This is a genomic window from Paenibacillus hunanensis, from assembly GCF_014645615.1.
Lineage (GTDB): Bacteria > Bacillota > Bacilli > Paenibacillales > Paenibacillaceae > Saccharibacillus > Saccharibacillus hunanensis.
Map to the genome: position 1 here is coordinate 63869 of NZ_BMMB01000009.1, position 15151 is coordinate 79019.

The window sequence follows — 15151 nt, forward strand, 5'->3', positions numbered from 1 at the left end:
TACCTTATGAAAAGGATCGATTGCCTTCATACGCCTCCCCGTATCTGCTTGCCTATTCTCCTCTTACCAATAGCCGACCCTTTCTACGATCTACACCGCTGAACAGATAACAATCTTCGGTGAAATTAAAATAGAAAAGGCGAGCTATACACGCCATATAGCGTTCATAGCTCGCCTCTCTAGTTCGCTCTAGTATCGCCTACAACTCATCCACGCAAAGAAGTCAATCTACGATTCAGCTCAGCGGTCGCTGTATACACATCACGATAGATCGCAAACAGCTCATCATACCGCTTCGTACGCTCTGCATCCGGTGCATACGAACGGGAAGTACGCAGGAATGCCGCTGCACATTGCTCCAGCGACTCAAACCAGCCGCTTCCATATGCCGCCAGCATCGCCGCACCCATCGCAGGCCCCTGTTCATTTTCAAGACGTACGACCGTTGCGCCAAAAATATCCGCCTGCATTTGCAGCCAGGTCTCATTTTTCGCACCGCCACCGATCGAGATCACTTCGGTAATCGACTTGCCTGACTCGCGTAAAATATCGATCGATTCACGCAGTGAGAATGTAATCCCCTCCAGCACCGCGCGAGCAAAGTGATGCAGCTTATGCGAAGCATCCATCCCGATAAAGCTACCGCGGATATCCGCATCGGGATGCGGAGTGCGCTCTCCTACGATATAAGGGGTGAACAGCAAGCCATCCGCTCCAGGCGCAATCGTATCGATTCCATCCAGTAGCGTCTCAAACGATTGCTCTGCTGCAAACGTACTGCGGAACCATTCCAGACTATATCCAGCAGCCAGCGTCACCCCCATAATATAGAAGGCATCCCGCTCACTATGATTGAAAAAGTGGACTTTCCCTTCAAAATCAAGATCCTTACGCTCCTCATACGACAGCACCACACCGGACGTACCTATACTGCACATCGTCTGCCCTTCCTTCAAAATACCCGCACCCATCGCACCGCACGCATTATCCGCTCCACCTGCATACACACGCGTACCTTCACTCAGCCCTGTTGCCGCAGCGATATCCGGCAATAATCCACCAACATCATCAAACGATTCCACCAGACGCGGGCAAAAGGACAGCGGCAGCTCAAAAGCAGTCGCGATTCGTTCGCTCCATGCCTTAGCCGTCACATCCAGCAGCAATGTACCTGCCGCATCTGAATAATCCATCGCCAGATCACCGGTTAGCCGCAGACGTACATAATCCTTTGGCAATACAAAGACAGACGCGCGCGCCCAGTGATCCGGCTCATGCTCCTGCACCCAGAGAATTTTCGGTAATGTAAAGCCCTCCAGCGCCCGATTGCGAGCGATCTTCAGCAGATCGTCGCCGAGTGCTTGTTCAATACGGCGGCATTGTGCCGTGGTTCGCGTATCATTCCACAGAATCGCTGGACGAATTACCTGATGCTGCTCATCTAGCAGGACCAGACCGTGCATCTGCCCGGAAAAGCTCAGTCCTTCAATTTCACTTGCTGGAACCTTCGATACCTCTAGCAGTTTGCGTAGCGATAACAGCGTCTTCTCCACCCAGTCCTCTGGATGTTGCTCACTATAGCCTGGCTTTGGCTGCGATAACGGATACGACTCCGATGTCTCAAAAGCAACCTGTCCCTGTCGATTCACAAGTACCGTCTTCACCGCACTCGTCCCCAGATCAACACCGATCACATAGCTCATACGATAACCTCCCCAGTGATAGCCGTTCGTTTACGTATTTCATTGTATAACTGTTAATTACGTGTATATGGGCTTTTGCTTCTATCCATAATCTACATATTCGATTATGCTCATGCCAGTTATACGGAACAATTAGCATGATTCGCTTTGAATATTTCACCAGTATTAACATTAGCACCAGCGATCTTATTCACATTTGTAATACGCTTGTCTACAGCAATCGTATAGGCATGTATAGAAAAAGCAACAAAGCCGCTCCCCTGCTCCCTTACGGGAACCGAAGGAAGCGACTGTTGTCTGTTCTTCTCGTATTACAGGTTGTCCAATTACTCTGTCACCAGATACTGGTTCAGGGTAGCTTTCAGCAATTCTTCGCGACCCGACTCGTTGGCACGTGGCTGCTCATTGTTCAGCGCATACTCAGCCAGAGATGACAGTGTGGCTTTGCCGTTTACGACATCGGCACCGATGCCTTCACGGAAGCTGCTGTAGCGCTTGTCGATAAAGTCCTCGAATACGCGATCTTCCAGCAGACGTGCAGCCGTTGTCAGACCTTTGGCAAATGTGTCCATACCTGCGATATGCGCGATCACCAGATCATCCGCGGTGTATGATGGACGACGTACCTTCGCATCAAAGTTAATACCGCCGCGGCCGATCCCGCCATTTTGCAGCACTTCATACATCGTAGTGGTAGCTGCATACAGATCAACCGGGAATTCATCGGTATCCCAGCCGATCAGCATATCGCCCTGGTTCGCATCCAGCGAGCCCAGCATGCCATTGGTGCGTGCCACACGCAGCTCGTGCTGGAAGGTGTGTCCTGCCAGTGTGGCATGGTTCGCTTCCAGGTTTAATTTAAAGTGATCGGTCAGATCATACTTTTGTAGGAAGGCAATTGCGGTTGCCGCGTCGAAATCGTACTGATGCTTAGTTGGCTCTTTTGGCTTCGGCTCGATCAGGAACTGTGCATCAAAGCCAATTTCCTTCGCATAATCAACAGCCATATGGAACATGCGTGCCATATTATCCTGTTCCAGCGCATAGTCGGTATTCAGCAATGTCTCGTAGCCTTCACGGCCGCCCCAGAATACATAGTTTTCGGCGCCGAGACGTTTACCCACCTCAAGACCTTTTTTGATCTGAGCAGCTGCATGGGCGTACACATCCGCATTACAGGTCGATGCTGCACCATGCATAAAGCGTGGATTGCTGAACATGTTCGCTGTATTCCAGAGCAGTTTTTTGCCCGTTTGCTTCATATTCTGCTCGATCAGCTCGACAATCGTATCGATATTGTTATAAAATTCGCGGAGGCTATCGCCTTCCGGTGCAATGTCTACATCATGAAAACAGAAGTACGGAATGCTCAGCTTGTCCAGCAGCTCGAACAGAGCTTCTACACGAGCCTTTGCCAGATCCATACCTGTATAGGAACCCCACGGACGGGAAGCGGTTTCGACACCAAACGGATCAGCACCACCGGCAACGAGTGTATGCCAGTACGCCATACCAAAGCGCAGATGCTCTTCCATCGTCTTACCAGCAACGACCTGGGTTGGGTTGTAAAATTTAAAAGCATACGGATTTTTGGATTGGACACCTTCATATTGCACACGTTCAATATCTGCAAAATAAGCCATTACATAAATCCTCCTCTGATTCGTTTTCGGTCATGAACTTCCGCGTCCGAATCGGTGTTGCTCCTGTCGTACGCTGTCCGTTCTGCCATATTTAGCTTGAAAGAAATCGTTTACATCGCTATCCTAACATATATAAAAGACTTTGTCTATTCATTAAACAAAGTCATGATCGTTCATTCTGGAGAGGAGAAACATAATGAAAATCACAGGTGATCAAGCACTCGTCAAAAAAATAAATAAATCGCTCGTCCTCGATAACATTCGCCTCTATGCACCATTATCCAGAACACGTGTCTCTCAGCTCACCGGCTTAAATAAAGCTACCGTATCCAATCTAGTACAGGAGCTGATCGACGATCGGCTGGTGCTGGAATCCGGTGAAGGTCAATCCAGCGGCGGTCGTAAACCACTCATGCTGGAATTCAATCCGAATGCAGGCTATGCCGCAGGGGTAGAGCTGAGCGTGAATGAGCTGACGATTGTACTCACCGATCTGGAGGGCAAAATCATCACCCGTCATACCGAGCCACTGCCTGATCACCGTGTAGAAACGACATTAGAGCTGATGCAGCGCATGATGGCAGTGCTAGTCGCCGAGGTTCCACCGTCCGTTCACGGCTTGATCGGCATGGGCGTGGGTGTACCTGGCATGGTGGACGAGCAGGGCAATGTGCTATTCGCTCCGAACCTTGGCTGGGAGGGCGTACCGCTTCGCGAGGAGCTGGAGCAGCTATTCGGGCTGCCTGTCACGATCGATAATGAAGCGAATGCAGGGGCGATTGGCGAGCTACAATTCGGTGCAGGACGACATGCAAGGCACCTCGTCTATATTAGTGTCGGTATGGGGATTGGCTCCGGTATTATTATCGATGGTCAGCCCTATAAGGGCGCACGCGGCTATGCCGGAGAAACGGGACATATGTCCGTCGAAGCCAACGGTCTGCCTTGCTCCTGTGGTAGCCGCGGCTGCTGGGAGCTGTACGCTTCCGAACTAGCCTACGAGCATACCCTGATCGATCCACATCCAAATACGAATACCGCCTACTGGGTACAACAAGCGATGTGGGATGAGCCTGAAGCGATTCGCTTATTCCAGTGCATTGGCGAGTACCTTGGCGTGGGCATTACCAATCTCGTTAACAGCTTCAATCCAGAGCTGGTCATTATCGGTGGACATATGCGCCAGGCTGAGCCGTGGATCGCTCCGCATGTAGAAGCTGTCGTATCCCAGCGTACACTGCCCTATCACCGCCAAAAGCTCGTCATTCAATACTCTGAGCTGGGGGAGCAATCGACCGTAATCGGCGCTGCTTATGCTGCGATCTCACAATTTCTCGGTCGGGTGCGTATATCGATCTGACGGTTCTGCCTTTGCGTCATATAAGGAGGCACAGGACGAATGAAGCAGGCACAGTATTGATATTTGCCTCATCCTAATTCAGCCACAAACAACCAGAATGTCTCCTGCACGTTCGGGTTGTTTGCGGCTGTTTCTCATTGTATTCAGCTGGAAATTATAGTATGCTAACAGCGTCAGGGCTGCAAGTTCTGCTCTGCATCCGGCAACATCAAAAACCATTTTGAAGGAGTTGGCTATAATGACAATGGACAAAATGTGTATGCAAATGATGATGGGGATGTGCATGGAAGACATGATGAGCAAGATGAACAACATGAAAATGATGATGGACATGTGCAGCAAGTCCGGTATGAGCATGAAGGAAATGGATATGGACATGGATATGATGATGAGTCGTCTGCAAGAATGCGATGAAATGATGACATCCATGATGACAATGATGCGTGACATGAAACAAGCCAGCATGTAATTCACAAGGATCTGAGCGATCTGTGAATGATGCTGGCTTGTGCTGTTGGTTGGAGGCTTGAAGGCATATCGGTGCAACGGTATGCTTCGCAGTGAACCGCAGATGGTGCTGATCGTTAACAAGCAGAGTCTACTCGCTCTACACCTCGATCGGAGCCATGCTCCGTTATAGTCTAAAAGTATAGCTCAATATAGGATACCGACCTTTCGATGAGGTCGGTTCTTTTTTATACTAGAAGGGAAGCATCCCTTGATTATCGACAAGATTCACAATCGCTATTCAGCGACAGGCTTTCTGCCTGAATTTGACGCGATACAGAAATACGCTCCAGCTTCAATTGCCACCACTGCTCCAGTAGACGCTGCTTCGAGGAATCGTCAGTCGTTTCACGAATCGAATCGTACAGCGATAATAGCTGCTGATTAATCCGATCAAACTGTCTCCACAGCTGCTCGGTCACCGCCCATTCACGCTGCCACTCCTCCGAGTGATTCAGACGCTTCAGATTCAGCAAAATCTCCTGTTGCCATTCCTCATCACCGATCTGGATTGCATAGTTGAGCAAGTCCAGGTAATCATCATTTCGCTCTGTTACGATACTATGGATAGGGTTCACGATTTCATTCACCTTCAATCTCTTTGTATACCGATTATTATACTCGGAATAAATGAGATTTCAACCGGATTTCAGTCAAAAATGACCGGAACCGTTATAGTTTTATTTGATAACAACGATGCTTTGATAGAGCCCCTTTAAACAGATGGACTGGCAAATATTTTGCTTTTACCTGCTTTTTTATTTTGATTTTGCTTGCTAGCTTATTTAAAATTTGACGTAAAATCGCCTTATTTATAATGAACGATATAGCGGATTATAGTCTATAATTTCGATATTGGTAATTGCAGGAACTTGAAGTGTACTTGTGTATAATGCCTTCTACTGGTATACATCCGGTAACACTACCCAGCCTACAAATAAAAAGAAAGTACAGATAAATAGAGAGAATCGCGCCCGCCCAGCTTGGATTTTATGAAGCTGGCGCAGTACGACTTTATTGGAAAATGTAGTGTGACTTTATACGCAAACGAGCAAGCGTAACGTCCATGTTCGCTTGCTCATAACGATGACGTAAACAGATCATGAACCTACTGTGAAATGGAGAGAAAGCAACTATGCATTTTTGGGAAACTGCTGATATTTCGTTGCCCTTTTATGTACTGATGTTTTTGTTTGCCCTGATTATTGTGCCATTGTTCAGTCTTGGTGTATTTAATTTTTCGCAAGCGAAGCGCAAAAAAGGGATTTCCCTATTAATGGCCGGCTTTGGAATTTTTCTAGTTTTTCAGGCGATATCGAATGTCTGGTTTTAGCACCACATCATAGGCACCAGTGAATCGATATGTCTTATCGATTCAAGTATAATAAAGCCAGTAACTCTTTGCGGAGCTACTGGTTTTATTTGTGTATCTTTATAGATGGAACTTTTTTTAGTTTATAGGTCTAGCTTTCTATAGAACGATCCTACTACGATCTAATACATAACGAAGGAGAACGAATATGAATCTTCATGCCGTATCTTTACCACAGCTACAGCCAAGCCCGGGAAACCTGGTGGCTCTGTGTGTACTACCATCCTTCACAGCAGAACAACCGTTATTGTTGGCTTTAAACACGGATGCAGAGCTATGGAAAATTGAACTGCTAACGGGTATGACTCGACAGTTAGCTACGATCCAATTACCGGAATGGGAGCCTGATCATCCTGTGCAATTGATTGTTAGTCCTTGCGGTCGCTTTGCTGGTATATCGAACCGATTTGGCAAATATGCAATTATTGTCGAACTTACCTCAGGTACAACGATACTCACACTTGAACGAGGGGAGTATCATTATGATAAATCCACTTATCCGCTTGCTTTTATTAGACTAAACAACCAGCTGCTACTAGCTCATGGTACAGACTGGAATCGGCTGGAGCTGACCGCCCTTTTGCCAGAAATGAAACCGCTCAGTACACGAACCATTCCCAACCCTCAGGGCGAATCGGATGCGGAAAAGGCGCATTATTTAAACTATTTTCACGGGAAATTACATAGCTCTCCCAATGGAACCTTCCTTGCCGAAACAGGCTGGGTATGGGCTCCAGTTGGAGTAACTCTTGTATGGAATAATAATGCATGGCTCGCCAATGTATGGGAATCCGAAGATGGGACATCACTTGATTCCGTCTGGCAACCGCTGATTGACTGGGATCTACCTATGGTATGGCTGAATGATGAATTGCTAGCCATCTGGGGGAAGCTGGATGAAGATTTGCTGGATGAGGAAGATTGGGGAGAAGAAGGTACACAGTCGGTGATTATGATCTATAATGCAAAATTGCGCACTCGCCATACAGTCATTACAGGTGTCCCTGAATTTCAAACCCGCACCGATCTACCAGACGTATTTGTTCATCCGCAGGCTCAGCTTGCTGCATCTTCTGATGGCAAACTATTCGCCTGGGGACGAGCTGTACCTCTACAGGTATGGAATCTTTCGACACAGCAGACGGAGCACCAGCAGTTAGACCATTCGATTCAACCTGATCTGTACCATGCAGAAACCGATCTGTTTCTCAAAATCGGTGCAGACTCTATTCAAGCATGGCGATACGAGTAGCTGCCATTTGTGATAAAGCATTAGCTTGAATTGAATGGTTAGAACAGAAACGATGGTTAGACAAAGATACAGCCTCGTCAGCGAATAGGGTATTTGCTTTTTAGCTTTTTAGCTTTTTAGCTTTTTAGCTTTTTAGCTTTTTAGCACTTTATTTTTTACGTATTTTAGTATTTTAGTTTTTTGGTCTCTTGCTTCCTCTCGTTTCTATACCTTGCTTTGCTATAACGTTTAACTATCAACAACATCAAAAATGCACTCCTCCATACCTATTCATTTCCCTAAAAGGGCTTTGAATAGACATGGGAAGAGTGCATTTTATATCGAAAATATATAGGAAGTTCTACACGTCATACGCGTATTCGTTTTGGGTCATAGGGTCAATTTACGAACTTACAGCGTTACCGCCGCATGCTCCGCTGCTTCAATGAATTTCTCTGCATCCATCGCTGCCATACAGCCGCTGCCTGCTGCGGTGATCGCTTGGCGGTAGCGTGTATCCTGTACGTCACCACAAGCGAATACGCCAGGGATGTTCGTTTCGGATGTGCCTGGGTGGGTCATGATGTAGCCGTTCTCGTCTGTAGTGATCTGTCCGCCGAGGAATCCGGTGTTAGGATGGTGACCGATCGCTACGAATACACCGTGAGCTTCGATCACTTCTTCTTCGCCAGTCTCGTTGTTCAGTACTTTCAAGCCAGTCACGCCGAGTGGGCCTGCTACGACTTCCAATGGCGTGCGGTTAAGCGCCCATTCGATTTTGTCGTTCGCACGTGCGCGATCCTGCATGATTTTGGATGCACGTAGCTCTTCACGACGGTGAACCAGCGTTACTTTTGATGCAAAACGAGTCAGGAAGCTTGCTTCCTCCAATGCCGAGTCGCCGCCGCCGACAACGATGATTTCTTTATTACGGAAAAAGAAGCCGTCACAGGTTGCGCAGGTGCTGACACCACGACCGATATTGTCCTGCTCGTTCGGGATACCGAGATATTTGGCAGTAGCGCCTGTGGAGATGATCAGTGTCTCCGTTACGATCTCGCCCTTACCTTCTACTTGCAGCTTGAATGGACGCTGGGACATATCTACATTATCCACCCAGCCTGTATAAAAGGTAGCGCCAAAGCGTTCTGCCTGTTTACGCATATTGTCCATCAGCTCTGGACCCATAATACCATCTGGGAAACCAGGGAAGTTCTCGACTTCAGTTGTCGTTGTCAGCTGACCGCCTGGCTGAGGGCCTTCGATCACGAGCGGGCTCATATTCGCGCGTGCCAGATAGATCGCCGCAGTCAGTCCAGCAGGACCAGTTCCGATAATTACTGATTTATACATAGTGTATTCCTCCATATGCGATAGTTTGCTTTGCCAAAATTGTTTTTCAGTTAACCTCGTCCTCGTGTTAGATAATCGCTAATCGTAGAACGATATCGTTTGAATACGTACAGGAATAAGTAAAATGCTTGAATCATTTATATAGCGGTGTGCTAGATCGTATGAACCTGATGCACACATATCAAATATTATAAATTATATTGCATACAATTAATTCGCTTTGAAACTATTTATAGTATGCTTCTAATTGTACAGATAGTCAAATGAAATTTTGATGAAACGCCGAATCGCTATTTCACGACTGCGGCGATAACATGAAAATGCGCCCACCATATCGTTTACAGTAGACGCATCTCGGGTTAACGCTAGCAATTCATCGATTCCAGCTCGTTTAGCCAAGCAAGTCTAATCATTTTCTTCATCTATACAAGCCTGTAAAAGCTCATTCGCCTATCCTGCCTCTGTAATCATAAGCCTGGTGCATCAGCGCGCACGCAATAAACGTAAACCATTCAAAATGACCAGAATCGTACTCCCTTCATGTCCTACTACACCGAGTGGCAAAGCGAGATTATCCGCAAAGTTACCGATAATGAGCAGCGTAATGACGCTCAGTGCAAAGATCATATTCTGACGCACGATGCTTCGTGCGCGGCGTGCCAGACGAATCGTAGCTGCAATCTGTTCAATGCCATCATTCATCAGCACCACATCTGCCACTTCCAGTGCGGCACCACTACCCTTCATGCCCATCCCTAGCCCAACAGTAGCCGCGGCGAGTGCAGGGGCATCGTTCACTCCATCGCCTACCATCACCACATGACCGTACCGTTCTCGCAGCTCCTGAATACGTGCGACCTTATCCTCTGGCAGCAGACCTGCATAGATATGATCGACTCCTGCGGCATGTCCGATCGCTTCCGCTACGGCTGGACGATCTCCGGTTAGCATCGCTACCTGAATACCAAGCTGCTGAAGCTGATGAACAGCCTCCTGCGCCTGTGGACGTAGCTCATCACGAATGGCGATCAATGCCACCATCTGCTCGTCTCGTAGCATCAGCGAAACGGTCTTGCCTTCGGCTTCCAGCTCGGCGCGGCGACGTACCCACTCTATATCCGCAGCGGGCTGATCGAGCAGATCGGCTCGACCTATTTTCCATTGATGACCGTTCCATTCTCCGGCGATCCCCCAGCCGGTGATCGCTTTCACCTGCTCCAGCTCGTATGGCTGAATGCCACGCTCAGTGCTATATTGCACAATCGCGCGTGCAAGTGGATGTCCCGATATCGCTTCAAGCCCGGCTGCAATCGCCAGCAACTGCTCCTGCTCGCCTGCTTCTGCTGCATCGGTCATCAGCCAATCGGTCACCACCGGCTCGCCAAGTGTTAACGTTCCTGTTTTATCAAAGGCAACCACAGCGGTCATGCTCATATTTTCCACATGGACACCGCTTTTGAATAACACGCCATGACGAGCGCGATTGGAGATCGCTGACAGCATAACCGGCATGATCGAAGACACCAGCGCACACGGCGAAGCGACCACAAGAAAGACCATCGCTTTATAAAAGCTATCTCCCCAGCTCCAGCCCGGCAACAGAGGCAGTAGTGCAATCAGCAGCACCGTTACCACAACGACGATGCGCGCATATAGGGACTCGAATCGTTTGATAAAACGCTGGGAGGCAGGCACTTCGGTTTGTGCAGATTCGACCATTTTAATAATTTTGGCAAATACCGTACCTTCTGCGGATTGGGTAACCTCGATATATAACGCACCCTCGCCATTGATCGTACCTGTAAATACTTCATCACCGGACGACTTGGAGACAGGCAGCGACTCTCCTGTAATCGATGCCTGATTGACTGCCGATTGACCACGTACAACCGTACCATCCGCTGGAATCAGCTCGCCTGGCTTCACCATCACCAGATCACCTACGCGAAGCTGTTCAATCGCGACATGCTCGACTTTGCCGTCACGCATGCGCAGGGCGGTCTCCGGCTTGAGTGACAGCAATGCTGAAATATCCTTGCCACTACGCTCATTCGTATAGCTCTCCAGCGCTCCGCTCAATGCGAAAATAAAGATCAGCATCGCGCCCTCATTCCAGTACCCGATCGCGGCTGCACCCATCGCAGCGGCAATCATCAGCAGATTCACATCCAGATCACGCTCATGAATGAGTGTCTCTACACCCTCACGCGCCTTCTGCCAGCCGCCGATTCCATAGGCAAGAATGTACAATACTACCGATAGGATGCCCGGGCCTTCTGTGGAGGATAGCAGCCAGGCGAGCAGCATCAATGCCCCACTGCCGAGTGCTGCCTGCATTTCACGATTTTGGATGAATGCTTTGAGATTTTGACGTCCTTTGCCTCCGGGCGAAAATGGATTACGTCCCTGACGAGCTGTAGGCAGAGCTGGCATCATTTTGATTGGTTTCATTCGATTCACGTTCCTTTCGCTATACGCTAAATAAGATAGGTTGCTGCGTAAAATTCCCTTTTCATTGCAATCCGTATGAGGAGATTGCCAACACTAATTGAGAATGACTCACATTATTAATGCCCTTAAAACAGCTCATGCTGCTTCGGGTAGCCCCAAAGCAGCATGATTGGTATTGAGAATGATATTCATTTTTGACTCGCTACAATTATTTTTACCTAGACCAACTTTTGATTAGATTATAATTGTTCGCTCTATAAAAGTAAAGCACCTTCTGCCCACAAACTCGTCTTTTTTAGACATTGTTTGTAGGTGGAAGGTGCTGTATCTTTATTTTGATGAAGATGGTTTACCTTTATCATTGGATGGAGAGGATTCGTTGCCTATAGGTAGCGCTCGCGCCGCACTAGGGCTTATCTACTCGTCCCCAGCCGTAACCCGCTTCCTCGGACACATCCTCTGGCATTCCCGGTAAAATAAGTCCTCCATCGACACGCAGATTAATGCCTGTAATATAGGAAGCTTCATCCGATGCTAACCATGCTACCGCTTCGCCGATATCGCGAGGTGTACCCATCCGTCCGAGCGGAATCTTTTTGCCAAGTGGTTCAGTCAGGGCATTCCGATCCAGTCGATTCACGGTAGCACCGGGTGCAACGCAATTAACACGTATGCCATGTGGTGCAAGCTCCAGCGCAAGCGAGCCAGTAGAACGGATCAGAGCCGCTTTCATTCCTCCATAGATGCTATCATCTGGATACGCACGCTCACCGCGCGAAGACGTAATATGCACGATATTACCGGGCATCTTGCGCTCGATCATCGCCTGCGCTGCATACTTCGCTGCTAGCATCGGTGCACGATAATTAAGCTCCAGCATCCAGTTGATATCTTCTTCCTCCAGCTCTAGCAGCGGCTTACGCGTGCTTCCACCTGCATTGTTCACAAGCAGATCGATACGGTCAAAATGCTCTACCGTTTCGCGCACGGTTCGCTCGACCTCTCCAGGCTGGGTCAGATCGCTCTGGATAACGAACGGTGCAGCGCCATAAGTATGGGTTAATTCCTCCACAACCTGCTCCAGCTCTTCGCTGTCCGATTTATAGCTGATTGCCAACCGATAGCCCTTCTGAGCAAGCACGCTGGCGATCCCTCTGCCGATTCCAATGCCTGCACCTGTAACGAGCGCAACCTTGCGATGCTCTTGTAGTACATTGCCCATGATCGGAATGCCCCTTTCACTTTTCATAGAAATGGTATGGGCATCATTACCCGTCAATGCGAATGATACATCCTTTGTATGCAAGATGACGCAAACTTTTATGAGCCCTGTCTCAAACGCTGCTCAGTCTGCTGCCAGATCTGGCGCATATACAGGGAAGCCTCTGGCAATTGCTCGCTTACTACGCCCTCAAGCGAGATATCGATATGAGGCTTGTACTGCTGAAGCAGCTCGAAAAAGGTTGGATAATCGAGCATACCTGTGCCTGCTATGCATTCCACCTTGGAACCATCGGCTGCCATCTGAATATCCTTGGCATGAATGAGAATGATACGATCAGCCAGTAGCTCAAATACATTTCGCAAAAAGCCCTGCTGATCGGCTACATATTCTGGCTTCATCATATTACACGGATCAAAGAGCATCCCGATTGCTGATGAAGGCACCTCCTCCATTAGCCGTACCATCGCCTCAGCGTTATGCACGGTGTGAACCGCAACTGGCTCAATCGCCATATGCACGCCCCATTTATCCGCTTCCTCGGCTAGCTCGGCTACGGTATCGCGGAGTGTGTTCCAGCCTTTTTCCCTATAATGCTCCGGGTCGGAATGCTGATACGTATCCAGCGAGCCGGTCTCCGTTGCTACCATACTACAGCCAAAATCACGAGCATACCGCAAATGCTCCTTAAATCGAGCAATCTCCTGCTTACGCGCTTCACGATCAGGATGCACGGGATTGATATAGCAGCCCAGCACGGCAATACGTACGCCCTGACGATCAAATTGCTCGGCGATATAATTGCCCATGCCGGGACTAAGTCTGCCATTACGTGTGTCGATATCAGAAATGGCTTTGGCGAGTGCTAGCTGAACGCCGGTGAAGCCGCCAGCGGCTACGCGTGCAGCCAGATCAGCGACGGGTTGTTTGCCATAGATATGAGAAAGTACGGATTGTTTCATTAGTGCACCTCGTTTTCAATTAGATGGTTGTGAGGTATATGCAAACTTATACGTTATGGGCGGACACCACTCCGGGAAGGAATAAGGGGACGGACTCAGTGGAGCCGCGGGAATCTTTTGGATGAGGAAAGAATGAAGATTCCCGCCCCTCCAAAGCTGTAAGATATTTTGCTTCGCAAAAATCACTTTTTATTGAACCTCGTGTTAGGAGATCGCTAACACTGTAAATCGTCCTTTCCCTTATTTCCTTCCCTCCGTTCTGTGCGGCTCACATGTATACGAGTTTTCATATACCGCTTAGAGCAGGTTTAACGTTCGTTTATAAATAAAGTGCAATGCACGATGTACATTGCACTTTATATTTGATTTAGGCATTGTTATTAAAATCCTTGATATGCGTTGATGTGATTTAACGTGTTTTATAGGTTGAGGCTTGTTGGTAGATACTGTGGGTCGTTTTACATGATGTTTGGTCATTTTAGTATGAATGCGTTCGTACACGAACATTTCATTATATAGACCTGGATACAGGTATAGATGTAGTCTTAATTGATTAACGTGCCATCCAGCCGCCGTCTACGCATAGGACGTGGCCGTTTAGGTAGTTGGATGCGTCGGAAGCGAGGAAGACGACTGGGCCTTGCATGTCCTCGGCTGTGCCCCAGCGTGCGGCTGGGATGCGCTCGGTGATGGAATCGAAGCGTGCCTGGTCGGCTACGATTGGGGCAGTGTTGTCTGTTAGCATATAGCCCGGCGCAATCGCATTGACCTGGATGCCTTTAGATGCCCATTCATTGGCGAGTGCTTTGGTAATGCCGGCTACGCCGTGCTTACTTGCCGTATAGCCAGGTACATTGATGCCGCCCTGATAAGACAGCATGGATGCGACGCTGATAATTTTACCGCTGCCGCGCTCGATCATATGACGACCAACGAGCTGGGATAGATAAAATACGGTTTCCAGATTCAGATCCAGCACATCCGCAAAATCCTTCCACGAATGCTCTGCTGCTGGTGTGCGGCGGATAATACCCGCATTGTTTACAAGAATATCAATTTGTCCCTTGAAGGCAAGTGCTTCGGTTACGACCGCTTCCAGGCCATCATGCTGGCTCAGGTCAGCCTGAATCGAGATGGCTTCACGTCCCAGCGCTTGAATTTTGCTGACTGTATCCTCACTTTTAGAATACGATACACAGATGACATCGGCGCCTGCCTCTGCCAGACCAAGCGCCATTCCCTGTCCTAATCCACCGCTTGTTCCGGTAACAAGTGCTACTTTTCCGCTCAGATCAAATGCGTTCATGCCCTGTTCAACTCCCTGCATCATAGTGGCTATACGATCAT

General features: G+C 48.5%; 12 protein-coding genes. 3 read left to right on the forward strand and 9 right to left on the reverse strand.

The features are described 5' to 3' along the window. Positions 1 to 206: 206 nt before the first annotated feature. Both xylB and xylA read right to left on the reverse strand, forming a co-directional pair. Positions 207 to 1703 (reverse strand): xylulokinase, encoded by a 1497-nt coding sequence (gene xylB / locus IEX62_RS19270; RefSeq protein WP_188777335.1) that lies wholly within the window; start codon positions 1701 to 1703, stop codon positions 207 to 209. Positions 1704 to 2029: 326 nt separating this feature from the next. Continuing rightward, positions 2030 to 3346 carry a xylose isomerase gene (gene xylA / locus IEX62_RS19275; RefSeq protein WP_188777337.1) on the reverse strand — a complete coding sequence of 439 codons (1317 nt, stop codon included), beginning with the start codon at positions 3344 to 3346 and terminating at the stop codon, positions 2030 to 2032. Between the two features lie 196 nt (positions 3347 to 3542). Here xylA and IEX62_RS19280 point away from each other — a divergent pair, with 196 nt between their 5' ends. Continuing rightward, on the forward strand, positions 3543 to 4706 hold the full coding sequence (locus IEX62_RS19280) for an ROK family transcriptional regulator (protein ID WP_188777339.1): 1164 nt from the start codon (positions 3543 to 3545) through the stop codon (positions 4704 to 4706). 244 nt (positions 4707 to 4950) lie between these two features. After that, positions 4951 to 5175, forward strand: coding sequence for a hypothetical protein (locus tag IEX62_RS19285; RefSeq protein ID WP_188777451.1), 225 nt, complete (start codon positions 4951 to 4953; stop codon positions 5173 to 5175). 253 nt (positions 5176 to 5428) lie between these two features. On the opposite strand, the gene IEX62_RS19290 is transcribed toward IEX62_RS19285, so the two are convergent. Next, complete coding sequence (locus IEX62_RS19290) at positions 5429 to 5791, reverse strand: hypothetical protein (RefSeq protein ID WP_188777340.1); 363 nt, start codon at positions 5789 to 5791, stop codon at positions 5429 to 5431. A gap of 942 nt (positions 5792 to 6733) precedes the next feature. On the opposite strand from IEX62_RS19290, the gene IEX62_RS19295 reads away from it, so the two are divergent. After that, positions 6734 to 7837 (forward strand): hypothetical protein, encoded by a 1104-nt coding sequence (locus tag IEX62_RS19295; RefSeq protein ID WP_188777342.1) that lies wholly within the window; start codon positions 6734 to 6736, stop codon positions 7835 to 7837. Between the two features lie 390 nt (positions 7838 to 8227). On the opposite strand, the gene trxB is transcribed toward IEX62_RS19295, so the two are convergent. From trxB to kduD, 6 genes are all read right to left on the reverse strand, one after another. Beyond that, positions 8228 to 9169 carry a thioredoxin-disulfide reductase gene (gene trxB / locus IEX62_RS19300; RefSeq protein ID WP_188777343.1) on the reverse strand — a complete coding sequence of 314 codons (942 nt, stop codon included), beginning with the start codon at positions 9167 to 9169 and terminating at the stop codon, positions 8228 to 8230. Between the two features lie 243 nt (positions 9170 to 9412). Beyond that, positions 9413 to 9568 (reverse strand): hypothetical protein, encoded by a 156-nt coding sequence (locus tag IEX62_RS19305; protein ID WP_188777345.1) that lies wholly within the window; start codon positions 9566 to 9568, stop codon positions 9413 to 9415. A gap of 84 nt (positions 9569 to 9652) precedes the next feature. Then, positions 9653 to 11605 (reverse strand): heavy metal translocating P-type ATPase, encoded by a 1953-nt coding sequence (locus tag IEX62_RS19310; RefSeq protein WP_229685962.1) that lies wholly within the window; start codon positions 11603 to 11605, stop codon positions 9653 to 9655. A 421-nt stretch (positions 11606 to 12026) separates the two neighbouring features. Continuing rightward, positions 12027 to 12842, reverse strand: a complete 816-nt coding sequence (locus tag IEX62_RS19315) for an SDR family NAD(P)-dependent oxidoreductase (RefSeq protein WP_188777351.1) — start codon at positions 12840 to 12842, stop codon at positions 12027 to 12029. Positions 12843 to 12940: 98 nt separating this feature from the next. Next, positions 12941 to 13804, reverse strand: a complete 864-nt coding sequence (locus tag IEX62_RS19320; RefSeq protein WP_188777353.1) for a sugar phosphate isomerase/epimerase family protein — start codon at positions 13802 to 13804, stop codon at positions 12941 to 12943. A gap of 553 nt (positions 13805 to 14357) precedes the next feature. Then, positions 14358 to 15110 (reverse strand): 2-dehydro-3-deoxy-D-gluconate 5-dehydrogenase KduD, encoded by a 753-nt coding sequence (gene kduD, locus IEX62_RS19325; protein WP_188777453.1) that lies wholly within the window; start codon positions 15108 to 15110, stop codon positions 14358 to 14360. Positions 15111 to 15151 lie beyond the last annotated feature (41 nt).